At 70.9% G+C, this 24,722-nt stretch carries 18 protein-coding genes; 15 read left to right on the forward strand and 3 right to left on the reverse strand.

What is annotated here, in order from left to right:
- Positions 1 to 17 precede the first annotated feature (17 nt).
- Positions 18 to 1,016 carry an aldo/keto reductase gene (locus tag CP978_RS23695; protein WP_043444062.1) on the reverse strand — a complete coding sequence of 333 codons (999 nt, stop codon included), beginning with the start codon at positions 1,014 to 1,016 and terminating at the stop codon, positions 18 to 20.
- Between the two features lie 75 nt (positions 1,017 to 1,091).
- On the opposite strand from CP978_RS23695, the gene CP978_RS23700 reads away from it, so the two are divergent.
- From CP978_RS23700 to serA, 6 genes are all read left to right on the forward strand, one after another.
- Complete coding sequence (locus CP978_RS23700; RefSeq protein ID WP_043444064.1) at positions 1,092 to 2,033, forward strand: 2-hydroxyacid dehydrogenase; 942 nt, start codon at positions 1,092 to 1,094, stop codon at positions 2,031 to 2,033.
- A gap of 569 nt (positions 2,034 to 2,602) precedes the next feature.
- Positions 2,603 to 5,833, forward strand: coding sequence for a putative bifunctional diguanylate cyclase/phosphodiesterase (locus tag CP978_RS23710; protein WP_043444066.1), 3,231 nt, complete (start codon positions 2,603 to 2,605; stop codon positions 5,831 to 5,833).
- A 232-nt stretch (positions 5,834 to 6,065) separates the two neighbouring features.
- Positions 6,066 to 7,928: an acetolactate synthase large subunit gene (locus CP978_RS23715; RefSeq protein ID WP_107070439.1), complete on the forward strand. Its 1,863-nt coding sequence runs from the start codon at positions 6,066 to 6,068 to the stop codon at positions 7,926 to 7,928.
- Positions 7,929 to 7,948: 20 nt separating this feature from the next.
- Positions 7,949 to 8,473, forward strand: coding sequence for an acetolactate synthase small subunit (ilvN, locus tag CP978_RS23720; RefSeq protein WP_043444071.1), 525 nt, complete (start codon positions 7,949 to 7,951; stop codon positions 8,471 to 8,473).
- 141 nt (positions 8,474 to 8,614) lie between these two features.
- Complete coding sequence (gene ilvC, locus CP978_RS23725) at positions 8,615 to 9,613, forward strand: ketol-acid reductoisomerase (RefSeq protein ID WP_043444073.1); 999 nt, start codon at positions 8,615 to 8,617, stop codon at positions 9,611 to 9,613.
- A 264-nt stretch (positions 9,614 to 9,877) separates the two neighbouring features.
- Complete coding sequence (gene serA / locus CP978_RS23730; protein WP_043444075.1) at positions 9,878 to 11,467, forward strand: phosphoglycerate dehydrogenase; 1,590 nt, start codon at positions 9,878 to 9,880, stop codon at positions 11,465 to 11,467.
- 149 nt (positions 11,468 to 11,616) lie between these two features.
- Here serA and CP978_RS23735 read toward each other — a convergent pair whose 3' ends face one another.
- On the reverse strand, positions 11,617 to 13,194 hold the full coding sequence (locus CP978_RS23735; RefSeq protein ID WP_043444077.1) for an MFS transporter: 1,578 nt from the start codon (positions 13,192 to 13,194) through the stop codon (positions 11,617 to 11,619).
- Between the two features lie 108 nt (positions 13,195 to 13,302).
- Between CP978_RS23735 and CP978_RS23740 the strand changes: the two genes are divergently transcribed.
- Positions 13,303 to 13,911, forward strand: coding sequence for a TetR/AcrR family transcriptional regulator (locus tag CP978_RS23740; protein WP_043444079.1), 609 nt, complete (start codon positions 13,303 to 13,305; stop codon positions 13,909 to 13,911).
- On the opposite strand, the gene CP978_RS23745 is transcribed toward CP978_RS23740, so the two are convergent.
- The gene (locus tag CP978_RS23745) at positions 13,908 to 15,140 is read right to left on the reverse strand and encodes a PucR family transcriptional regulator (RefSeq protein WP_052454254.1); all 1,233 of its coding nucleotides are present in this window, start codon (positions 15,138 to 15,140) and stop codon (positions 13,908 to 13,910) included. The two genes, CP978_RS23740 and CP978_RS23745, sit on opposite strands and share 4 nt — an antisense overlap.
- Before the next feature lie 162 nt (positions 15,141 to 15,302).
- On the opposite strand from CP978_RS23745, the gene CP978_RS23750 reads away from it, so the two are divergent.
- From CP978_RS23750 to CP978_RS23785, 8 genes are all read left to right on the forward strand, one after another.
- A complete protein-coding gene (locus CP978_RS23750) occupies positions 15,303 to 16,229 on the forward strand; it encodes a proline dehydrogenase family protein (protein ID WP_043444081.1) in 927 nt (308 codons plus the stop codon).
- A 41-nt stretch (positions 16,230 to 16,270) separates the two neighbouring features.
- Complete coding sequence (gene pruA, locus CP978_RS23755) at positions 16,271 to 17,911, forward strand: L-glutamate gamma-semialdehyde dehydrogenase (protein WP_043444083.1); 1,641 nt, start codon at positions 16,271 to 16,273, stop codon at positions 17,909 to 17,911.
- 363 nt (positions 17,912 to 18,274) lie between these two features.
- Complete coding sequence (locus tag CP978_RS36130; protein WP_107070440.1) at positions 18,275 to 18,406, forward strand: hypothetical protein; 132 nt, start codon at positions 18,275 to 18,277, stop codon at positions 18,404 to 18,406.
- 69 nt (positions 18,407 to 18,475) lie between these two features.
- Positions 18,476 to 19,519, forward strand: a complete 1,044-nt coding sequence (locus tag CP978_RS23765) for a 3-isopropylmalate dehydrogenase (protein ID WP_043444085.1) — start codon at positions 18,476 to 18,478, stop codon at positions 19,517 to 19,519.
- Positions 19,520 to 19,818: 299 nt separating this feature from the next.
- On the forward strand, positions 19,819 to 20,907 hold the full coding sequence (locus CP978_RS23770) for a branched-chain amino acid aminotransferase (protein WP_043444087.1): 1,089 nt from the start codon (positions 19,819 to 19,821) through the stop codon (positions 20,905 to 20,907).
- 369 nt (positions 20,908 to 21,276) lie between these two features.
- Positions 21,277 to 21,981, forward strand: coding sequence for an urease subunit gamma (ureA, locus tag CP978_RS23775; RefSeq protein WP_043444089.1), 705 nt, complete (start codon positions 21,277 to 21,279; stop codon positions 21,979 to 21,981).
- The gene (locus CP978_RS23780; RefSeq protein WP_043444091.1) at positions 21,978 to 23,660 is read left to right on the forward strand and encodes an urease subunit alpha; all 1,683 of its coding nucleotides are present in this window, start codon (positions 21,978 to 21,980) and stop codon (positions 23,658 to 23,660) included. The genes ureA and CP978_RS23780 overlap by 4 nt, the downstream gene beginning before the upstream one ends.
- 20 nt (positions 23,661 to 23,680) lie before the next feature.
- A complete protein-coding gene (locus CP978_RS23785; protein WP_043444093.1) occupies positions 23,681 to 24,721 on the forward strand; it encodes an agmatine deiminase family protein in 1,041 nt (346 codons plus the stop codon).
- Position 24,722: the final 1 nt, after the last annotated feature.

Raw genomic sequence — 24,722 nt, forward strand, 5'->3', positions numbered from 1 at the left:
GGAGGGGCCCCGGGCGGTCAGTACCACGACCCCCGCGCCGCCGGCAGTTCCGCCAGCTCCGCCAGGTCCCGGGAGGTCAGCCGGAGCGCGGCCGCACCCGCGTTCTCCATGACCCAGCGCGCCCGCTTGGTGCCCGGCACCGGCACCACCTGAGGGCCCTGCGCCAGCACCCAGGCCAGGGCCACCTGGGCGGGGGTGACGCCCTCGCCGTGCCGGCCGGCCACTCTCCGCAGACCGGCCACGATCGGCTGGTTCGCCGCCATCATCTCGGCCGTGAAACGGGGGTGCCGGGCACGCAGATCGTCGGGTTCGAAACCCTCGCCCGGCCTCAGCGTGCCGGTCAGGAAGCCGTTGCCGAGCGGCATCGCGGCCAGCAGGCCGACCCCGTGCGCGGCGCACCACGGCAGCAGCGCGTGCAGCGCCTCCGCCGACCACAGCGAGAGCTCGGCCTCCACGGTGCTCACCGGGAACACCTGCTGCACCCGCTCCAGTTGCCGCAGGGTGCCGTCGTACAGCCTCGCCCCGGTCCGCCGTCCGCCGCGTACGCCCACCGCGCACAGCCCCAGCGCCCGTACCTTGCCCGCCCGCACCAGCTCCGCCATGGCGCCCCAGGTCTCCTCGACCGGAATCTCGGGGTCCGCCCGATGCAGCTGGTACAGGTCGATGACGTCGGTCTGCAACCGCCGCAGCGAGGCGTCGCAGGCGCGTCTCACATAGCCGGGGCGGCCGTTGGCCACGATGTGCTGATCGCCCACCAGCAGCCCCACCTTGGTGGACACGAAGGCCTCGGCACGGCGCTCCTTCAACGCCCGGCCCACCAGCAGCTCATTGGTGAACGGCCCGTACATGTCGGCCGTGTCGAGCAGGGTCACCCCCCGGTCGAGCGCCCGGTGCACCGTCCGCACCGACTCGTCGCCGCGCTGCCGCGAACCGGAGTACGCCCAGTTCATCGGCATGCATCCGAGTCCGACCGCGCCCACTTCGAGCGCTGCCGTGCCGATCGTCCTGCGCTCCACCTGGCCGTGCCCTCCCTTTCGTGGCACCCCAAACTAACCAATGCGACAACCGTTTTTTCGCATAGCCTCCGGACCATGACTGTCGACGTTTGGCTTCCGTTCCGCAGCGAGGAGATCGAGGGTCTGCCCGAGGGCCTGACCTACCGCTACTGGGACGGTGATCAGGAGTTTCCCGGGGACCCGGCCGACTGCGCGTTCTACGCCGTGCCGTATATGAAGGGCGCCGAGGTCGCGGTGCGCCCCATGGCCGCGATGACGTCCGTCCGGGTGGTGCAGACGCTCTCGGCCGGCATCGACCATGTCGAGCCGGGCCTGGCGCTGCTGCCCGAGGGAGTGCGGTTGTGCAATGCGCGCGGGGTGCACGACGCCAGTACCGCCGAACTGGCGCTCGCCCTGATCCTGGCCTCGCTGCGCGGCATCCCCGACTTCGTCCGGGGGCAGGACCGCGAGCAGTGGCGCTCCGGGTTCCGCCCGGCGCTCGCCGACAAATCCGTGCTGATCGTGGGATACGGCGCCGTCGGCAGTGCCGTCGAGGACCGGCTGGTGCCCTTCGAGGTCGCGCGGGTGGCGCGGGTCGCGCGCCGGGGGCGTGAGACGGCGCGCGGCCCCGTGCATCCGCTCTCCCGCTTGCCGGAACTGCTGCCCGAGGCCGATGTGGTGGTGCTGGTCACCCCGCTCACCGAGGCGACTAGGGGCATGGCCGACGCGGACTTCCTGGCCCGGATGAAGGACGGCGCGCTGCTCGTCAACATGGCTCGCGGCGCCGTGGTCGACACCACGGCCCTGCTGGCCGAGCTGGAGAGTGGGCGGATCACGGCCGCCCTGGACGTCACCGATCCCGAGCCGCTGCCGGAGGGGCACCCCCTGTGGCACGCCCCCGGCGTGCTGATCAGCCCCCATGCCGGCGGCCCCACCTCGGCGTTCCGGCCCCGCGTCATGCGCCTGCTGCGCTCCCAGCTGAGCCGTTTCGCCCGGGGAGAGGCCCTGGAGAACGTCGTGCTGACCACCGGCGCCTGAACGGCGCACGGCCGGCGCGGCCGGGGACGTCGGGGCCGCGTGCGAGCCCCGGGGGAGCCCGGGCCGCGCGCGAGCCCCGGGCGGCGCGCGGAACGAGCGGTTCCCGCTCCCTCGCGCACGTGCCGGACCGGGGGCGCACCTCCGGCGCGCGCTCGGTTTTCGTCTGCTCCCCGTCCGCTTCCGGCACACTCCGCATTCCGTTGCGTGCGCTCTGTGCTCGAACCTGTTCTGGTCGTCACTGTGTGTAGAGGGGCTATATCCCTGAGTGACCATGCTGGTGTATCGTCCCGACAGGGCTGCGCCGCGCACCGCTCGGCGCCGGGGACGGAACTCAGAGACAGGCGAGGGGGGCGACGGGCGATGCACAGCCTATGGACGAACGATCCGACGCGGCGGGGCCGCGGGCGGCGACCCTGGCGAGCGGCCGCGCGCCGGCGCGGCCATGGCGGCAGCCACGGCGGTCATCACCCTCATCACCCTCACCGCCGGCACGGCGGCCGCAAGAGGCACACCCATCCAGCGCGCCGGGACCGGCGGGATGCGGCGGCGCCCCGGACCGGGAGGGCCCGGTGAGCTCGCCCGGGGTACTCCCTGCCTGCCGCCCGCTCCCGGCCGCCGGCCCGACGCGCCGCCTGGTTCCACAGCTCGTCCTGGCCGTGCTGTGCGCGGGATACGCCGTCGGTTCCGCGCTCGGCTGGGGCTCGCGGAACGCCGCGCTGTTCATGGGCGACTTCGGGCTGAGCGTCGCGGCGGGCGCCGCGGCGGTCTCCTGTCTCCTCTACGCGCGCAGCCGCCGCAGCCACGTCCGCCCCGCCTGGCTGCTGTTCGCCCTCTCCTCCACCATGGCCGCGCTCGGCAACGGGGTCTGGGGCTGGTACGAGCTCGTCCTCGGCCGTCCAGTCCCCTCGCCCAGCTGTGCCGACCTCTTCTTCCTCTGCTTCGCCCCGCCCGCCGTGGTGGGACTGCTGGTGCTCGCCAGAAGACCCCACACCACGTCGGGGTGGGTGTGTCTCGGGCTGGACGCCTGGCTGATCGGCGGCTCGCTGCTGACGCTGTCATGGAGCCTGGCGCTCGCCCAGACCGCGAGGTTCGAAGGGCCGGGCGTCGCGCGCACCGCGCTGTCGCTCGCCTACCCGCTGCTGGACATCGCCCTGATCAGCATGGTGGTCGCCCTCCACTTCCGGCGCTCGACGGTCAACCGTTCCGCGGTCAACACCGCCATCGGCGCGCTCGCCCTGACCGTGATGTGTGACGCCCTGTTCACCTCGCCGCTGCTGCACAACAGCTACCAGTCGGGCCAGTTGCTGGACGCCGGCTGGTTCTCCGGCTCGCTGCTTCTCGCCTATGCGCCCTGGGCCGGGGGCCGGCCCGGCCGGCCGGGCCGCGAGGGGTGCGGATGCCCGCTGCACGACCGGGTGCCGGCGCCCCGGAAGCCCTCCGAGCCCCGCGCGGATCACCCGTATGCGGAGCATCCGTATGCGGAGCATCCGTACGCGGGGCATCCGTACCCGGCGGCCGAGGAGCACGGCCACGGTCCCTCCCAGGACCCGGGCGACGACCGCCGCCGGGCCGGCTCGCCCGCGGCCGGCCCCCGTCCCGCGGCGGGCCCGCCAACGGAGGACGACGACCGGGACCCGGCAGGACCGCCCGCGGGCCACGACCGTCGTCCGCCCGGACTGACGGCGGACGACGACCTCCCCCCGGTGGGACTGACACCGGACGGCGGCCGTCCCCCGGACGGACCCCCGCCCGACCACGACCGGTATCCGGCCACCCGCCCGATCTCCGGATCGCTGGCCGCGCTCATGCCCTATCTGGCCGCCGCCGTCTGCACCCTGGGGATCCTCTACAACGCCCTCAACGGCGACCGGGTCGACCGTGTGGTGCTCGTCACGGCGGGCGCCGTCATTCTCGCGCTCGTCGTGCGCCAGGGCATCATGCTGCTCGACAACATCGCCCTCGCCCAGGAACTCGCCCAGAAGGAGAACCACTTCCGCTCCCTGGTGCAGGGCTCCAGCGACGTCATCATGATCGCCGCACCCAGCGGCATCCTCAGATATGTCTCACCGGCGGCGTCCGGGGTCTACGGACGATCCGCCGAGAACCTCGTGGGCACCGAGCTGGCCGCGCTCATCCACCCGGAGGACCTGGGGCGCGTGGTGCACGAGGTGCGCCGCTTCCTCACCGCCGGCCACACCGAACCCACCACCCGCATCGAATGCCGCTTCCGGTCCGGCGACGGCGGCTGGCTCCATGTGGAGTCCACCGTCAACCGCCACCAGGGCGGCCTCATCTTCAACAGCCGGGACGTGACCGAGAGGGTCCGTCTGCAGGCCCAGCTGCAGCACAGCGCCGAACACGACTCGCTCACCGACCTGCCCAATCGCGCCCTGTTCACCCGGCGTGTCCAGCAGGCCGTGTCCGGCCGCCGCGCCCTGGACCGGGGTGCCGCCCTGCGGGGCACGGCCGTCCTCTTCATCGACCTGGACGGCTTCAAGGCCGTCAACGACACCATCGGGCACCAGGCCGGGGACGAACTGCTCGTCCAGGCCGCCCGCAGACTCCGGACCGCGCTCCGGCACGGCGACACCGCCGCCCGGCTGGGCGGCGACGAGTTCGCGGCCCTCGTCATCGGCGACGGCACCCGTGACCGCACCGCTCGCGAACGCCATATCTTCGAGCTCGCCGACCGGCTCCGGATCACCCTGTCGCAGCCCTACGACATCGACGGCAACGATGTCCGGGTGGCCGCGTCCATCGGTGTGGCCTTCGCCGAACCGGGCCTGGGCGCAGGCGAGCTGCTGCGCAACGCCGACCTCGCCATGTACCGCGCCAAGGCGGCGGGCAAGGGCCGGGTGGAGCTGTACGCGCCCCAGATGCAGCAGGACGTCGTCCGCAAGACCGAGCTGGCCACCCGGCTGCGGGCCGCGCTGCACGACGGCGAGTTCACCCTGCTGCACCAGCCGGTGTTCTCGCTCGGGGACGGGCGGATCGCCTCGGTCGCGGCCCAGGCGCGCTGGCGCTCCTCCCAGGGCGTCCTCTTCACCCCCGCGGAGTTCCTGCGGGTCTCCGAGGACAGCGACAAGGCCGCCGAGCTGGGCCGCTGGACGCTGGAGACGGCCGTCGAGCAGGCGGCCGAGCGCACCGCCACCGGGCTCGCCGTGCCCGTCGCCGTCCGGATGAGCGCCCGCCGGCTGATCGACCGCTCCCTGCCCCCGGGCTCCCTGGAGGCCCTGCTCACCCGGCACGGTCTGGCCCCCGCCGCCCTGGTGATCGAGCTGTCCGACATCGACCCCAGGGTCCCCTCGGACGATCTGGAGCGCAGACTCGGCGCCCTGCGCAGGATCGGCGTCCGGATCGCCCTGGACGGCTTCGGCAGCGGCCATGCGGCCCTCCCCGCGCTGCGCCGGCTCCCCCTGGACCTGGTCAAACTCGACCGGGGCCTGGTCGAGGGGATCGTCGAGTCCACGCGCATGTTCAAGATCACCAGCGGGCTGCTGCGTATCGCGGGTGACCTGGGCCTGCAGTCGGTCGCCGACGGGGTGGATCTGCCCGAGCAGGCCGTCGCCCTGCGTGCGATGGGCTGTACGCACGGCCAGGGCATGGCGTTCTCCGGCCCGCTGGACGAGTACCGGTTGCGCCGGGCGCTGGCCCATGGCCCCGCCCTTGTGCCGCACGTCCCCGCGGAGCCGGTCTTCGCCGGAGGGGCGCCAGGGGTGTACACCACGGGTGTGCCTGCCGTTTTCGGAGGCGGGGCGGGTCTACGCTCACATAATGAGACTCCCGTCCCACCCACTTGACAGTGATGGCGCCCCGGGGGGAGGGTCGAACCCATGCACTCGCGAATTCTCGTACTTGGACAGCGCGTCGGCTGAGCTGGGACCCACCGGACATGGACCGGAACACCCAGCGACCACACCCGGCGCGCTCCCCTCGCTTGCCTCCCGGCACGAGGGGTTTTTTGTTGCACAGGCACCAGCCGAACCCCGCCCGAACTTCGCAAAAACCCTCAGCATCGAGAAGAGAATGCCGATGACCGAGCAGGCCACCGGGGCCCATCACCCGCATCCGCGGCCCCGATCCGGAGGACAGCAGTCCGCGCCCGAGCACGTCACGGGTGCGAAGTCCCTCATCCGCTCGCTCGAGGAGGTCGGGGTCGACACCGTATTCGGCATTCCGGGCGGCACGATCCTTCCCGCGTACGACCCGATGATGGACTCCGACCGGGTGCGCCATGTGCTCGTCCGTCATGAACAGGGCGCGGGCCACGCGGCCACGGGTTACGCCCAGGCGACCGGCAAGGTCGGCGTCTGCATGGCCACTTCGGGTCCCGGTGCCACCAACCTGGTGACGCCGATCGCCGACGCCAACATGGACTCGGTGCCGCTGGTCGCGATCACCGGCCAGGTCGTCTCCGAGGCTATCGGCACGGACGCCTTCCAGGAGGCGGACATCGTCGGTATCACGATGCCGATCACCAAGCACAGCTTCCTGGTCACCAAGCCCGAGGACATCCCGAGGACGATCGCGGAGGCGTTCCACATCGCCTCGACCGGTCGGCCCGGCCCGGTGCTCGTCGACATTCCGAAGGACGTGCTGCAGATGCGGACGACCTTCTCCTGGCCGCCGGTCATGGACCTGCCCGGCTACCGCCCGGTCACCAAGCCGCACGCCAAGCAGATCCGTGAGGCCGCCAAGCTGATCACCTCCGCCCGGCGGCCCGTCCTCTACGTCGGCGGCGGCGTCCTGAAGTCCCGCGCCACCGCCGAGCTCAAGGTCCTCGCGGAACTCACCGGAGCGCCCGTCACCACCACCCTGATGGCGCTCGGCGCATTCCCCGACAGCCACCCGCAGCACGTGGGAATGCCGGGCATGCACGGTTCGGTCACCGCCGTCACCGCGCTGCAGAAGTCCGACCTGATCGTCGCCCTCGGAGCCCGCTTCGACGACCGCGTCACCGGCAAGCTGGACAGCTTCGCCCCGGGCGCCAAGATCGTCCACGCCGATATCGACCCGGCCGAGATCGGCAAGAACCGCGTCGCCGACGTGCCGATCGTCGGTGACGCCCGCGAGGTCATCGCCGACCTGATCCAGGCCGTCCAGAAGGAGCACGCCGAGGGCCACCGGGGCGACTACACCGCCTGGTGGAAGGACCTCGACCGCTGGCGCGAGACCTATCCGCTCGGCTACGACCTGCCCGAGGAGGAGGGCACGCTCTCCCCGCAGCAGGTCATCGAGCGGATCGGCCGGCTCGCCCCCGAGGGCACGATCTTCGCGGCGGGCGTCGGCCAGCACCAGATGTGGGCGGCGCACTTCATCCAGTACGACCGGCCCGCCAGCTGGCTGAACTCCGGCGGCGCCGGGACCATGGGCTACGCGGTTCCGGCCGCCATGGGCGCCAAGGCCGGCGCCCCGGATCAGACGGTCTGGGCGATCGACGGCGACGGCTGCTTCCAGATGACCAACCAGGAACTGACCACCTGCGCCCTCAACAACATCCCGATCAAGGTCGCCATCATCAACAACGGCGCTCTCGGGATGGTCCGCCAGTGGCAGACCCTGTTCTACAACCAGCGGTACTCCAACACGGTCCTGCACTCGGGCCCGGCCGAGGCCGGCGGTTCCGGCGGCCAGCAGGGCGCCGGCACCCGGGTCCCCGACTTCGTCAAGCTGTCGGAGGCCATGGGCTGCCACGCGATCCGCTGCGAGTCCCCGGAGGATCTCGACAAGGTCATCGAGGAGGCGAACTCCATCAACGACCGACCGGTCGTCGTGGACTTCATCGTCCACGAGGACGCGATGGTGTGGCCGATGGTCGCCGCCGGCACCTCCAACGACGAGATCATGGCCGCCCGGGACGTCCGCCCCGACTTCGGCGACAACGAAGACGACTGAGAGAGAGCTGAGTGAGAACCATGTCCAAGCACACCCTCTCGGTCCTCGTCGAGAACACGCCCGGCATCCTCGCCCGGATCGCCGCCCTGTTCTCCCGCCGCGGATTCAACATCGACTCGCTCGCGGTCGGTGTCACCGAGCACCCCGACATCTCCCGCATCACCATCGTGGTGAATGTCGAGGAACTGCCGCTCGAACAGGTCACCAAGCAGCTCAACAAGCTGGTCAACGTCCTGAAGATCGTCGAACTGGAGCCGTCGCACGCCGTTCAGCGGGAACTCGTTCTGGTGAAGGTGCGCGCCGACAACGAGACGCGCTCCCAGGTCGTCGAGATCGTCCAGCTGTTCCGCGCCAAGACCGTCGACGTCGCCCCGGAGGCCGTCACCGTCGAGGCCACCGGGTCCAGTGACAAGCTGGAGGCCATGCTGAAGATGCTGGAGCCGTTCGGCATCAAGGAACTGGTCCAGTCCGGCACGATCGCGATCGGCCGCGGCTCCCGTTCGATCACCGACCGCTCCCTGCGCGCCCTCGACCGGTCGGCCTAGGACCCGCGGAGCATTCCGTACGACGGAGCACGGGCGGCCGGCCATCGGCCGGTCCGCCCGTATTCCGAGATCCCGAGACTTCCCCTCCCCTCACCGTCATACGGTGGGACGCAACACCAGCACCCAAGGAGAGAACCCAAAGTGGCCGAGCTGTTCTACGACGCTGACGCCGACCTGTCCATCATCCAGGGCCGCAAGGTCGCGGTCATCGGCTACGGCAGCCAGGGCCACGCCCACGCGCTGTCGCTGCGGGACTCCGGCGTCGATGTCCGCGTCGGTCTGCACGAGGGCTCCGCGTCCAAGGCGAAGGCCGAGGAGCAGGGGCTGCGCGTGGTGACCCCGGCGGAGGCCGCCGCCGAGGCCGACGTGATCATGATCCTGGTGCCGGACCCGATCCAGGGCAAGGTCTACGAGGAGTCCATCGCCCCGAACCTGAAGGACGGCGACGCGCTGTTCTTCGGCCATGGCTTCAACATCCGCTTCGGCTTCATCAAGCCCCCGGCCGGTGTGGACGTGTGCATGGTCGCCCCCAAGGGCCCGGGCCACCTGGTGCGCCGCCAGTACGAGGAGGGCCGCGGCGTCCCGTGCATCGTCGCGGTGGAGCAGGACGCCTCCGGCAACGGCTTCGCGCTGGCGCTGTCGTACGCGAAGGGCATCGGCGGCACCCGCGCCGGCGTCATCAAGACCACCTTCACCGAGGAGACCGAGACCGACCTCTTCGGTGAGCAGGCCGTGCTGTGCGGTGGCACCGCCGCGCTGGTCAAGGCCGGTTTCGAGACCCTGGTCGAGGCGGGCTACCAGCCGGAGATCGCCTACTTCGAGTGCCTGCACGAGCTGAAGCTGATCGTCGACCTCATGTACGAGGGCGGCCTGGAGAAGATGCGCTGGTCGATCTCCGAGACCGCCGAGTGGGGCGACTACGTCACCGGTCCGCGCATCATCACCGACGCCACCAAGGCCGAGATGAAGAAGGTGCTCGCCGAGATCCAGGACGGTTCGTTCGCGCAGAACTGGATGGACGAGTACCACGGCGGTCTGAAGAACTACAACGAATACAAGCAGCAGGACTCCGAGCACCTGCTGGAGACCACCGGCAAGGAGCTGCGCAAGCTCATGAGCTGGGTCAACGAGGAGGCCTGAGACTCCCGGCCGGGGGGCCGGAGCGAGCCGTTCCGGCCCCCCGGCGAAGGCGGGGTGACGTCCGGTCCCGGGCGTTGTCCACCCCGTCCAGCCACGGATGGGTGATCCTTCCGCAACGGCGTAAGGCGACGCCCGAGGCGCCACTACACTGCTGGACAACAACGCGTCAGGCCCACAGCGTCGTGCGTCTTCCACGCGGCTAGCACCCCTCCACCGCCTGCGGCCGTCGGGACGGCCGTCCGCATTGGACATGTGAGGACTCACGTGAGCTCGAAACCCGTCGTACTCATCGCTGAAGAGCTGTCGCCCGCGACCGTCGACGCCCTCGGCCCCGACTTCGAGATCCGGCACTGCAACGGCGCGGACCGCGCCGAGCTGCTGCCCGCGATCGCCGACGTCGACGCCATCCTGATCCGCTCCGCGACCAAGGTCGACGCCGAGGCCGTCGCCGTCGCCCGCAAGCTGAAGGTCGTGGCCCGCGCCGGCGTCGGCCTCGACAATGTGGACGTCTCCGCCGCCACCAAGGCGGGCGTGATGGTCGTCAACGCCCCCACCTCGAACATCGTGACCGCGGCCGAGCTGGCCTGCGGTCTGCTGGTCTCCACCGCCCGCAACATCCCGCAGGCCAACGCCGCGCTGAAGAACGGCGAGTGGAAGCGCAGCAAGTACACCGGCGTGGAGCTCGCCGAGAAGACCCTCGGCGTGGTCGGCCTCGGCCGGATCGGCGCGCTGGTCGCCCAGCGCATGTCCGCCTTCGGCATGAAGATCGTCGCCTATGACCCCTATGTGCAGCCCGCCCGGGCGGCGCAGATGGGCGTCAAGGTGGTCTCGCTGGACGAGCTCCTCGAGACGTCCGACTTCATCACCGTCCATCTGCCGAAGACCCCCGAGACCGTGGGGCTGATCGGCGACGAGGCGCTGCACAAGGTCAAGCCGAGCGTCCGCGTCGTCAACGCCGCACGCGGCGGGATCGTCGACGAGGAGGCCCTCTACTCGGCGCTCAAGGAGGGCCGGGTCGCGGGCGCGGGCCTCGATGTGTACGCCAAGGAGCCGTGCACGGACTCCCCGCTGTTCGAGCTGGACCAGGTCGTCTGCACCCCGCACCTGGGCGCCTCCACGGACGAGGCGCAGGAGAAGGCCGGTATCGCGGTCGCCAGGTCGGTGCGCCTGGCGCTCGCCGGTGAGCTGGTGCCCGACGCGGTGAACGTCCAGGGCGGGGTCATCGCCGAGGACGTCAAGCCCGGTCTGCCGCTCGCCGAGAAGCTCGGCCGCATCTTCACCGCGCTGGCGGGCGAGGTCGCGGTCCGGCTCGATGTCGAGGTGTACGGCGAGATCACCCAGCACGATGTCAAGGTGCTCGAACTGTCCGCGCTCAAGGGCGTGTTCGAGGACGTGGTGGACGAGACGGTCTCCTATGTCAATGCGCCGCTCTTCGCCCAGGAGCGCGGTGTCGAAGTGCGCCTGACCACCAGCTCCGAGGCCACGGACCACCGCAATGTGGTCACCGTGCGCGGCACCCTCTCGGACGGCGAGGAGGTCTCGGTGTCCGGCACCCTGGCCGGCCCGAAGCACCACCAGAAGATCGTGGCGGTCGGCGAGTACGACGTGGACCTGGCGCTCGCCGAGCACATGCTCGTCCTGCGCTACACCGACCGCCCCGGCGTGGTCGGCACGCTGGGCCGCATCCTCGGCGAGGCCGGCTTCAACATCGCCGGCATGCAGGTGTCCCGCGCGATCGCCGGCGGCGAGGCCCTCGCGGTCCTCACGGTCGACGACACGGTCCCGCCGAACGTCCTGGCGGAGGTGGCCGAGGAGATCGGCGCGACCTCCGCACGCTCGGTGAACCTGGTCTGAGGTGCGTCTCGGGCGGCCGCCCGGTGCGGCCGCCGCGCACCCGGGCCGCTGCCCGAGGTCCCCGTTCGCACGGAACGGACCCATGAGTGAACGCCGGACGGGCTCCACCAGCCCGTCCGGCTTTCCCGTGCCTGCCGAACAACCAGATGTCAGGCCCCGTCCTCAGCCGCCTGGGCCACCTCGTCCTGCGCGACGGGCGAGGCCTCCCCGGCATGGCTCCGGCGCAGAGGTGTCGCCGCGACCGCCGAAAGAACCAGCACCGCCGCCGCGGCGACCGCCGCCCCGTGCATTCCGCCGGTGAAGGCCTCCCGCGCCGTGGTCACCAGGGCCTCGCCCGCACGTCCCGGCAGCTGTCCGGCGACCGCGAGCGCGCCGCCGAGGGTCTCTTGGGCCGGGGCGGGCGCGGAGGACGGGATCCGGTGGCGGTAGATCGCCGTACCGATGGAGCCGAGGACGGCCATGCCCAGCGCGCCCCCGAACTCCGACCCCGTCTCCAGCAGCGACGAGGCCGTGCCGGCCTGCTCCACCGGGGCCGCACCCAGCGCCAGATCGGTCATCTGGGACATGACCATCACGATGCCCGAGGCCAGCACCCCGCACGCGGCCAGCACCAGCTGGAGCGAGTCCGTCCCGGTCAGGGCCAGCATCCCGAAGCCCGAGGCCGCGATCGCGAAGCCCGCCGTCACGACGTGCGCCCGGTCGACCCCCTTCTGCACGAGGACCGCCGCCACCGGAGCCGCCAGCCCGATCGGCACCGACGGCAGCAGCGACCACAGGGCCGCCTCCAGCGCGCTCTTGCCGAGCACGGACTGCAGATACTGCGTGGTGAAGAACGCGGAGCCCATCATGGCGAACGTGGAGACGAGGTTGAGGACCACCGCGGGGGCGAAACCCCGGGCACGGAAGAGGGCCGGCGGGATCATCGGGGAGGCCGTGGTGCGCTGACGGCGGACGAAGAGGGCGGCGAGGAGCAGCCCGACGAGGATCGAGACGATGTACAGCGGACGTACGCCCTGTGAGGGCATCTCCTTCAGGCCGTAGATCACGGGAAGCACCGCCGCCATCGACAGCGGCACGCTGAGGAGGTCGAAGCGGCCGGGCGCCGGGTTCTTCGACTCGGGCAGCAGGATCGGGCCCAGCACCAGCAGCAGCGCCATCGCGGGCAGATTGACCAGGAAGACCGAGCCCCACCAGAAGTACTGCACCAGTACGCCGCTGAGCACGGAGCCGAGCGCGATGCCGCCGGTCATCACACCGGACCAGATGCCGATCGCCTTCGCCCGCTGGCCGGGGTCGGTGAACATCGTCCGGACCAGCGCCATCGTCGAGGGCATCAGGGTCGCGCCGCCGAGGCCGAGGACCGCGCGGGCGGCGATCAGGGTTTCGGCGCTGTTCGCGTACGCGGCCGTCAGCGAGGCGGCACCGAAGGCGGCGGCACCGAACAGCAGCAGCTTGCGGCGGCCGACGCGGTCACCGAGGACCCCCATCGTCATCAGCAGGCCGGCCAGGACGAACGCATAGACGTCGAAGATCCAGAGCTGCTGGGTACCGCTGGGCTCCAGGTCGGCGCTGATCTCCGGGATGGCGAAGTACAGGACCGAGACGTCCATCGAGACCAGCAGCAGCGGCAGCATCAGCACGCTGAGGGCGGTCCATTCGCGGCGGCCCGCCGGGGCCGGGGCGGATCCCGGGCCGAGGGGGCCGGTCGTGCTCGTCGGATTCGTCATGACGGTGAATGTACGGGCGTCTTACACGCTTGTCTAGAACAATTGTATAAGACGGTTGTGTGAGACGTGCGTATGAGACGGATGTCTGAATCGGGGTAGGGTGACGGCATGGGACACCGTGAGGATCTGCTCGAGGGCGCCAAGCGCTGCCTGCTGGAGAAGGGCTTCCTGCGCACCACGGCGCGCGACATCGTCAAGGAGTCGGGGACCAACCTGGCGTCGATCGGGTACCACTACGGCTCGAAGGACGCACTGCTGGTGCAGGCGTATGTCTCCCTGATCGAGGGGATGGGGGACGGTTTCGAGCCCGGCTGGGGAGCGGGCGGGCCCACCGAGGCGCCGCCCGGCTCGCTGGAGCGCTTCCGGGAGGTCTGGGGGAACGTCATCCGCGCGGTGCCGCAGTCGCGGGCGATCTGGCTGCTGAGCTTCGAACTCGTCCTCCAGGGCGACCGGCTGTCCGAGGTGCGCAGGATGCTCAGCGAGGCGGAGGAAGAGGGCCGTTCGGGGCTCGTGGCCCTGTTCAGCGGTGTCCCGGAGGAGCAGCTGGACAAGGAGACGCTGGACACCGAGGGCCGCTTCTACCAGACCCTTCTGCAAGGCCTCATGGTGCAGTGGCTGTTCGACCCGGAGGCCGCGACCGCCGCCGACCAGCTCACCGAGGGGCTGCGCAGGGTGATGGTGGCGGCCGGTCCGGATGGGCCTTCTGCCCAGGCCTAGAGCCGGGCGTTCTTCAGGGCCATGTGCAGCAGCAGCCGGTCCTCGCCCTCGTCCAGGTCCAGGCCGGTGAGCTGTTCCACGCGGGACAGGCGGTAGTACAGGGTCTGGCGGTGGATGCCCAGTTCGGCCGCCGCGCGGCCCGCCTGGCCGGCGCAGTCCAGGAACACCTCGGCCGTGCGGGCGAGTTCGCGGTGGGCGGGGGAGAACAGGATCCGTACGGCAGGGTCGTCGGCCACCCGGGGCGGCAGCGAGGTCAGCAGACGGTACGGTCCGATGGCCGACCACTGTGCGACCGGTCCCAGCCGGGGCTCCGCCAGCGCCGCGCGGGCCGCCCCCGATGCCTCCTGCCAGGCGGTGCCCAGCTCGTCGAGGCCATGACGGGCGTCGGCCACCCCGGCCGCCGTCCGCCCGGAGCCGTCCGTGGCCTCCCGGAGCAGCCGGGTGGCCGCCGTCAGCGCCGGGGTCGGCACATGGGCCGAGCGCAGCCGCACCAGCAGGGCCAGGCTCTGCCCCTCACCCATGGGGGAGAACCCGTCGGGGCCCCCTCCCCACGGCACCGTGCACAGAGCGGCCCCGGCCGGGATCGTACGGGCCGTGGGGGCCTCGTCGGGGTCGGCCGGCGTCCAGGGGGCGACACAGACCAGTGTGTGCAGTCCGTCGGCCCGTGTGCCCAGTGCCGTGCGCAGTTCCGCCACCGCCATGTCCTGCCGCCAGCCGGGCGGCGCGGTGAGGACCGCGCGCAGTTCCCGCGTCAGATCCGCACCGGCCTGTGCCTCGTCCGCGAGCAGATTCCCGATGCGCGCGGTGATCTGCATCGCCGCGGACAGCTGCGCCTCGGAGGGCCCCGGCTCGTCGGCCAGCAGCCACACATACCCGTGGACCACACCCCGATGGCGTACGGGCAGACAGATCCGTCCCCGGTAGACCCCCGCCTCCGGGGTGGGCGGAATGCGCACCGGTCCGGTGGCGCGGGCGATGCCGAAACCCTCGAACCACCGGCGCACCGCCGCCGTGGAGCGGCGGGTGAGGATCGAACGGGTGCGCACCGGGTCGAGGGACGCCTCGTCGAACTCGCCGTCGCTGTCGTAGGCGGCGAAGGCGATCAGCTCGAAGTCCCGGTTCTCCAGGGTCGCGGGGGCGCCGAGCAGCGCCGAGATCTCGTCGACGAGCTCCTGGTAATCGCCTTGTCCTGCCTTGAACACATCCACCACAAGGCGATTCTCCCGCATTTCCCCCACCCCTTTGTACAGCTGTATGAGATCCAGGGCACGGATGCGTGACAGCTGTCGATGGCCCACGATCGAAGCGATCCGTAGGTTTCACGGTGGTTCTCCGTGCCGTACCCGATTGGTCGGGATTCGGCCTCCTGTTGTCCCTTGTGGAGGTGCCCCGTGCTGGGTCCCGTGATTCTCGCCGCGTCGCGCAGCGACCGCATGCGCCGACTGATCTCGGCCGCCCCGGTGACCAAGCAGGTCGTCGACCGCTTCATCCCCGGCGAGAGCGTCGATCAGATCGTCCCGATCATCCGTGAGCTCACCGGCAGGGGCCTGGAGCTCACCATGGACGTCGTCGGCGAGGACATCACGAACCCCGGACAGGCCGAGGCCGCACGGGACGCGTACCTGAAGCTGATCGACCACCTCAAGGTGCTGGACCTGGGCACCAGGGCCGAGATGTCCGTCAAGCTCTCCATGTTCGGGCAGGCGCTGGACGGGGGCCACGAGCTGGCGCTCGCCAATGTCCGCCCGGTCGTCGAGGCCGCCGCCGCGATCGGTACGACGGTCACCCTGGACGCCGAGGACCACACCACCCTCGACTCGATGTTCGCCATCCACGACGAGCTGCGGAAGGACTTCCCCCAGACGGGCTGTGTGATCCAGGCCTATCTCTTCCGCACCGAGGACGACGCCCGCCGGCTGGCCGGGAACGGCAGCCGGGTGCGTATCGTGAAAGGCGCGTACAAGGAGCCCGCGTCGGTCGCCTACCAGCAGAAGGCCGAGATCGACAAGGCGTATGTGCGCATCCTGAAGACCCTCATGGAGGGCAAGGGATACCCGATGATCGGCTCCCACGACCCGCGGCTGATCTCCATCGCACAGGAACTCGGCCGGCGCGCCGGGCGCAAGCTGGACGAGTACGAGTTCCAGATGCTGTACGGCATCCGCAGCGAGGAGCATCTGCGGCTGGCCGCCGAGGGGCACCGGATGCGGGTCTACACCGCGTACGGCACCGACTGGTACGGCTACTTCATGCGCCGGCTCGCCGAGAAGCCGGCCAACCTGCGCTTCTTCGCCCGCTCGATGATCAGCAAGGGCTGAGCCCGACCCATCACCGCTCAAGTCAAGGAGTTACGGAACCCATGGACGCTGTGACCCAGGTCCCCACCCCCGTCAATGAGCCGGTGCACGGCTACGCCCCCGGTTCGCCCGAGCGCGTCCGGCTGGAGGCCAAGCTCAAGGAGCTGGCCGAGAACCCGGTCGACCTGCCCTGCACCATCGGTGGTGAGAAGCGCATGGGCGGCGGCGAGGCCTTCCAGGTCGTCCAGCCGCACAACCACAAGTCCGTCCTCGGCACCTACCGCAACGCCACCCGGCAGGACGCGCAGGACGCCGTCGACGCCGCGCTGGCCGCCGCGCCCGCCTGGCGCGCGATGTCCTTCGACGACCGCGCCGCGATCATCCTGCGCGCCGCCGAGCTGCTGGCCGGCCCCTGGCGCGAGACCATCGCCGCCTCCACCATGCTCGGCCAGTCCAAGACCGCCCAGCAGGCCGAGATCGACAGCCCCTGCGAGCTGGTGGACTTCTGGCGCTTCAACGTCCACTACGCCCGCCAGGTCCTGGCCGAGCAGCCCCCGGCCAACTCCCCGGGCGTCTGGAACCGCCTGGACCACCGCCCGCTGGAGGGCTTCGTCTACGCGATCACGCCGTTCAACTTCTCGGCGATCGCGGCCAACCTGCCCACCGCGCCCGCCCTGATGGGCAATGTGGTGGTCTGGAAGCCGTCCCCGACGCAGACCCACGCCGCCGTGCTGCTGATGCAGCTGCTGGAGGAGGCCGGGCTGCCCAAGGGCGTCATCAACCTGGTCACCGGTGACGGCATCGCGGTCTCCGAGGTGGCCCTTGAGCACCGTGACCTCGCCGGCATCCACTTCACCGGCTCGACCAAGACCTTCCAGTACCTGTGGAAGACGGTCGGCAACAACATCGAGAAGTACCGCTCCTACCCGCGCCTGGTCGGCGAGACCGGCGGCAAGGACTTCGTGGTCGCGCACCCGAGCGCTGACCGTGCGGTGCTGAAGACGGCCCTGACCCGCGGTTCCTTCGAGTACCAGGGCCAGAAGTGCTCGGCGTCCTCCCGGGCGTACATCCCGGCGTCGATCTGGAACTCCGGCTTCAAGGAGGAGTTCGCCGCCGAGGTCGACGGGCTGACCATGGGCGATGTCACCGACCTGTCGAACTTCATCGGCGCCGTCATCGACGACCGCTCCTTCGCCAAGAACAAGGCCGCGATCGACCGCGCGCGGCAGGACCCGTCCTGCACGATCGTCGCGGGCGGCACCTACGACGACTCGGTCGGCTACTTCGTGCGCCCGACCGTCATCGAGTGCACCGACCCGGAGAACGAGGTCTTCCGGACGGAGTACTTCGGCCCGATCCTCGCGGTGTACGTCTACGACGACAGCTCCGCCGAGAAGTACGACGAGATGCTGACCCAGATGGAGTCGGTGTCGGACTACGCCCTCACCGGCGCGGTCATCGCCAACGACCGTGCCGCGGCGGCCCACACGATGGAGAAGCTGCGCTACGCGGCCGGCAACTTCTACATCAACGACAAGTCGACCGGCGCCGTGGTCGGCCAGCAGCCCTTCGGCGGCGGCCGTGCCTCCGGCACCAACGACAAGGCGGGCGCCCCGCAGAACCTGCTGCGCTGGACCCTGGCCCGCGCCATCAAGGAGTCCCTGGTGTCGCCGACCGACTACGGCTACCCGCACATGGGCTGACGCCCCCACCGGACACCGCCCCCCTCCTGGGTCCCGAGACCGAGGACGGGGGCGGTTTTCATTGTCTCCGCAGGTCAGCGAGGCATTGTCCCTCAGGTCGGCGAGGTGTGACCCGATCGGCCGTCTCAGATAGTAGGAAGTCCGACTAACTATGGAGACAGGCGACCGCTCCTCGCTTAGCTTGGTAGGAGCCGAACGCCGCGCTCGATCCAGCGCATGGCGATCGGGAGCCGGGCCCGTGCGGGTGATCCCTGCGCCGCCGCTCCACGCCCCTCTGGGGCGCCGCCCACGCCCATCAGGCAGTGGGGGAGTCTCGTAACCCCTTTCCCGCACTCCCGTGTTCCATCGAAGGAGTCGATTTCCATGGCCGAGACGACCGCCCGCCGCCGAGTCCGTCACGCCTCCCGTACCAGCGACGCCGACCGCAGGAGGGCCGCCGCCGCGCTCCAGCGCGCCCTCGACCGCCGGGACAACGGCGGCGAGACCGGCCACTGAGCCGGGAACCGCCTGTCCGCATCCCGGACGTCCCATGTCATTCCATGGGACAAGGAGTACGGTGCCGTCATGTCTCGCAGCCTCAATCTCGCAGTGATCCCCGGTGACGGCATCGGCCAGGAGGTCGTGGCCCAGGGGCTCAGGATCCTCTCCGCCGTCCTTCCGCAGGATGTGAAGCTGGAGACCAAGGAGTACGACTTCGGCGCCCGGCGCTACCACGCCACCGGTGAGACCCTCACCGACGCCGACCTGGAGCAGCTCAAGCGGCACGACGCGATTCTGCTCGGCGCGATCGGCGACCCCTCGGTCCCGTCCGGCGTCCTGGAGCGCGGCTTTCTGCTCAGGCTCCGCTTCGCCTTCGACCACCATGTCAATCTGAGGCCCTCCAAGCTGCTCCCCGGTGTGGAGACCCCGCTCGCGGGCCAGCCCGAGATCGACTTCGTGGTGGTCCGCGAGGGTACCGAGGGCCCCTACACGGGCAACGGCGGCACCATCCGCCCCGGCACCCCGCACGCGGTCGCCACCGAGGTCTCGCTGAACACCGCCTTCGGCATCGAGCGCGTGGTGCGCGACGCCTACGCCCGTGCGCAGGCCCGCCCCCGCAAGAAGCTGGCCCTGGTCCACAAGAACAATGTGCTGGTGCACGCCGGCCATCTGTGGACGGACATCTTCACCAAGGTGGGCGAGGAGTTCCCCGAGGTCACCACCGAGTACATGCATGTGGACGCGGCGACGATCCATCTCGTCACCCGGCCCGAGCGCTTCGATGTGATCGTCACCGACAACCTCTTCGGTGACATCATCACCGACCTGGCCGCCGCGATCTCCGGCGGCATCGGGGTCGCCGCCTCCGGCAACATCAACCCCTCCGGCGAGTTCCCGTCGATGTTCGAGCCCGTACACGGCTCGGCGCCCGACATCGCGGGCCAGGGCAAGGCCGACCCCTCGGCCACCGTCCTGTCGGTCGCCCTGCTGCTGCGCCACCTCGGCCACGAGTCCGAGGCCGCCCGCATCGAGGAGGCCGTCTCCGCCGATCTCGCGGAGCGCGTGGGCGAGCCCGCCCGCACCACCGAGGAGATCGGCGACGCCCTCGTCGCACGCGTGACCGGCTGAGCTGCCGGTCGCGCGTGAGCGGGGAGAACCTCACGCGCCCCTCACACCCCTGGAGAAGGCCGTCGGGTCGCCCTTGCGCCCGGCGGCTTTTTCATGCCCTCGCCGGGTGCCACCATCAAAGCCACCTCCGGGGCATTCCCGGGGGCCGCATTCACACCGTTTCGGCCGTGTCTCCCCGCTTGCGATAATCGAACGAGGAGCCGCGGAATGAGGGAATGCTCGGACGTCCAACCAACTGTCACGGACGGAACGGACGTGAGCGCGGCCCGTCACGACAACCGGTGAAGGACAAACCACATATGACGACGCCCACGATCGAGCTGAAGCCCTCCGCCAACCCGCTCTCCGACGCGGAGCGGAACGCGATCCTGGCCAACCCCGGGTTCGGCCGCCACTTCACCGACCACATGGTGACGATCAAGTGGACCGAGGGCCGCGGCTGGCACGACGGACAGCTCGTCCCCTACGGCCCGCTCTCCCTCGACCCCGCGAACATGACGCTGCACTATGCGCAGGAGATCTTCGAGGGGCTCAAGGCGTACCGCCGGCCCGACGGCTCGGTCGCCGTCTTCCGCCCGGAGATGAACGCCCGCCGCTTCCAGCGCTCCGCCCGGCGCCTGGCCATGCCCGAGCTGCCGGTCGAGAGCTTCGTCGAGGCCTGTGACGCCCTCGTCCGCCAGGACATCGCCTGGGTGCCGGCGCACGGCGGCGAGGAGTCCCTCTATCTGCGCCCGTTCATGATCGCCAGCGAGGTCGGCCTCGGGGTGCGGCCGGCCAACGAGTACCTCTTCCTGGTCATCGCCTCCCCGGCCGGCGCCTACTTCGCGGGCGGCGTGAAGCCGGTCTCCATCTGGGTGTCGGAGGACCGGGTGCGCGCCGTCCCCGGCGGCATGGGCGACGCCAAGACCGGCGGCAACTACGCGGCCTCCCTGCTGGCCCAGGCCGAGGCCGCGGCCAAGGGCTGTGACCAGGTCTGCTATCTCGACGCAGTGGAGCACACCTGGGTCGAGGAGCTCGGCGGCATGAACCTGTACTTCGTGTACGGGAACAAGATCGTCACACCGTCGCTGACCGGCTCCATCCTGGAGGGCGTCACCCGTGACTCCCTGCTGACCGTCGCCCGTGAACTCGGCTACGAGGCCGAGGAGGGCCGAGTCTCCATCGACCAGTGGCAGACCGACTCCGAGAACGGCACCCTCACCGAGGTCTTCGCCTGCGGCACCGCCGCCGTCATCACCCCGGTCGGCACGGTCAAGCGCGCCGGCGCCGAGTGGAAGCAGTCGGACGGCGAGCCGGGCGAGGTCACCGTCAAGCTCCGCGAGGCCCTGCTGGACCTCCAGCGCGGCACCCGCGAGGACACCCACGGCTGGATGCACCGGGTCGGCTAGTGCCGCGACGGGGCGAACGTCGCCCGATGCGGCACTAGTGCCCCGACAGGCAACGTTCGCCCCGTCGCGACGCCCGGCACGCACTCTCGCCACGCTCGACTGCGCTCGCGCGGGAGGTGCCCCCACGACGCCGCTCCTTGACGGGCAAACGTTGCCTGCCGCGGCACTAGGTTCCGGCGGAACGCATCGAGGGCCGCTCCCGGACTTCAGGACCGGGGGCGGCCCTCGGGGTCTTCGAGTTCGAGTGACGTTCCATACATCTGCCGGGCCTGGTAGACCTCTGGTGCGAACACCTGCCTTGCATTTAGAGTGCCGCTCTAAGTCAAGGACCAGAGGTACGGCAGATCAGAGGCAAGGAGGCGCCGCCCCGTGAGACTCACCCCCACGGAACGCGACCGGCTGCTGCTCTTCGGGGCCGCCGAACTGGCCCGGGCCCGCAGGGGCCGCGGGCTCAGGCTCAATGTGCCGGAGGCCACCGCGCTGATCGCCGACACGGTGTGCGAGGCGGCCCGTGACGGCGCCCGGCTGGCCGAGGCCGTCGAGCGCGCCCGTGCGGTCCTCGGCCCGGACGACGTACTGCCGGGTGTCGCGGACATCGTCGCCGAGGTGCAGGTCGAGGCCGTCTTCGAGGACGGCTCGCGCCTGGCGGTCGTCACCGACCCCATCGGGGGCGGGCTGGGGGAGGAGGCGCCGGGCGCGCTGCTGCCGGGCCCGCAGCAGCCCGAACCGGAGGAGGCGCTCCGGCTGACGGTCACCAACACGGCGACCGTGCCGGTCTCCGTCACCTCCCACTTCCACTTCTTCGAGGCCAACCCACGGCTCGACTTCGACCGGGCCGAGGCCTACGGCATGCGGCTCGCCGTGCCCGCCGGCTCCTCGGTGCGGTTCGGGCCCGGCGAGAGCGCCGAGGTCGGCCTGGTGCCGATCGGCGGCGAGCGGATCGCGATCGGCTTCGCGGGCCTGGTCGACGGGCCGCTGGACGCCCCGGGGGCCAAGGAGGAGGCCCTGCGCCGGGCCGCCGCCTGCGGATATCTGGGAACCCCGGGCGCCGGGCGCGAAGGAGACGCACGATGAACCCGTACGAGTACGCCGCCACCCACGGCCCCCGCGCCGGAGACCGCATACGGCTCGGCGACTCCGGACTGGTGGTGCGGATCGAGTCCGACGCACAGAAGTACGGCGACGAGTTCCTCGCCGGCTTCGGCAAGACCGCCCGTGACGGGCTGCACCTCAAGGCCGCGTCCGTGCGGGAGACCTGCGACGTCGTCATCAGCAACGTGGTCGTGATCGACGCGGTGCAGGGCATCCGCAAGGTCTCGATCGGCATCCGGGAGGGCCGGATCCACGCCATCGGGCGCGCCGGGAACCCCGACACCCTCGACGGGGTCGACGTGGTGGTCGGCACGGGGACGTCGATCGTGTCCGGCGAGGGGCTGATCGCCACCGCAGGGGCGGTCGACACCCATGTCCATCTGCTGTCGCCGCGCATCATGGAGGCCTCCCTCGCCTCCGGGGTGACCACGATCATCGGCCAGGAGTTCGGCCCGGTGTGGGGCGTCGGCGTCAACTCGCCCTGGGCGTTGCGGCACGCGTTCCGGGCCTTCGACGCCTGGCCCGTCAACATCGGCTTTCTGGGCCGGGGCTCCTCCTCCGATCCCGCGCCCCTGGTCGAGGCGCTGGCGGAGGGCGGCGCCTCGGGCTTCAAGGTGCACGAGGACATGGGCGCCCACACCCGGGCCCTGGACACGGCGCTGCGGGTCGCCGAGGAGCACGACGTCCAGGTCGCGCTGCACAGCGACGGGCTGAACGAGTGCCTGTCGGTGGAGGACACCCTGCGCGTCCTCGAGGGCCGGACCATCCACGCCTTCCATATCGAGGGCTGCGGCGGCGGCCATGTGCCCAACGTCCTGAAGATGGCCGGTGTACCGAACGTCATCGGCTCCTCCACCAACCCCACCCTGCCCTTCGGCCGGGACGCCGTCGCCGAGCACTACGGCATGATCGTCTCGGTCCATGACCTCAAGACCGACCTGCCGGGCGACGCCGCCATGGCCCGGGACCGGATCCGCGCCGGGACCATGGGCGCCGAGGATGTGCTGCACGACCTGGGGGCCATCGGGATCACCTCGTCCGACGCCCAGGGCATGGGCCGCGCGGGCGAGACCGTGCGCCGCACCTTCGCGATGGCCGGGAAGATGAAGGCCGAACTCGGCCCCCTGGAGGGCGACGGCGAGGGCGACGACAACGCCCGGGTGCTGCGCTATATCGCCAAACTGACCGTCAACCCGGCCATCGCGCACGGGCTCGCCCATGAGGTGGGGTCCATCGAGACCGGCAAGCTGGCCGACATCGTGCTGTGGCGGCCGGAGTACTTCGGGGCCAAGCCGCAGCTCGTCCTCAAGGCCGGCTTCCCCGCGTACGGGGTGGTCGGCGACCCGAACGCGGCCACCGACACCAGCGAGCCCCTGGTGCTCGGCCCCCAGTTCGGTGCCCATGGCGCCACGGCCGCCGAGCTCTCCGTCGCCTTTGTCGCCCGGGCGGCCCTGGACCAGGGCGGGGACCGGATGCCGACCCGGCGCCGCCGGGTGGCGGTCCGCGGCACCCGGGGCATCGGCCCGGCCGATCTGCGCCTCAACTCCCGTACCGGAACGGTGGACGTCGACCGGCGCACCGGCCTGGTCACCCTCGACGGCGACCCGGTCCGCTCCGCGCCCGCCGACTCGGTCTCCCTCAACCGTCTGTACTTCCTGTGACCCCCGTGAGGACCCCTGCCATGAGCACCCCCGCCGCCGACGGCTTCCGTATGCCCGCCGAGTGGACCCCGCACGAGCGCACCTGGATGGCCTGGCCGGGCCCCAACCCGACCTTCGACGACCCGGACGACCTCGCCGCCTCCCGCGCGGCCTGGGCGTCGGTGGCCCGCGCGGTCCGCCGCTTCGAACCGGTCACCGTGGTCTGCGGCCCCGGACAGTCCACCGAGGCGCGGGCCCTGCTGGGCGAGGGCGTCGACACCGTGGAACGTGACCTGGACGACGCCTGGATGCGGGACATCGGCCCCACCTTCCTCACCGACGGCGGCGGCCGGCTCGCCGCCGTGGACTGGACGTTCAACGGCTGGGGAGCCCAGGACTGGGCCCGCTGGGAGCACGACTCCAAGATCGCCGCCTTTGTCTCGGACCTCGCCGGGGCGCGCACCTATGCCTCGCAGCTGGTCAACGAGGGCGGTGGGATCCATGTCGACGGCGAGGGGACCGTGCTGCTCACCGAGACCGTGCAGCTCGGCCCCGAGCGCAATCCGCACTGGACCAGGGAACAGGTCGAGGCGGAGATCCACGCCCATCTCGGCACCCGCAAGGCGATCTGGCTGCCGCGCGGGCTGACCGGCGACTACCCCCCGTACGGCTACGGCACCCTCGGCCATGTCGACATCGTCGCCGCCTTCGCCCGCCCCGGTGTGGTGGTCGCCCATCACCAGCCGGATCCGGCCCACCCCGACCACGAGGTGACCCGGGAGGTCATCGGGATCCTGAAGTCCGCCACCGACGCCCAGGGCCGGCCCCTGGAGGTCGTCGAGGTTCCCGCCCCTACGGTCCTGGAGGCCGACGGCCACTGGGCCGACTACTCCTACATCAACCACTACCTCCCCAACGACGGTGTGGTGCTGTGCGGCTTCGACGACCCCCGGGACGAGACCGCCGCCGGCATCTTCCGCAAGCTCTTCCCCCGGCGCACGGTCACCCTGGTCGACGCACGTACGATCTTTGCCGGTGGCGGGGGCATCCACTGCATCACCCAGCAGCAGCCCAGGGTCTGAG

Origin of the sequence: Streptomyces nodosus (assembly GCF_008704995.1) — a bacterium.
In the GTDB taxonomy this organism is placed as follows: Bacteria; Actinomycetota; Actinomycetes; order Streptomycetales; family Streptomycetaceae; genus Streptomyces; species Streptomyces nodosus.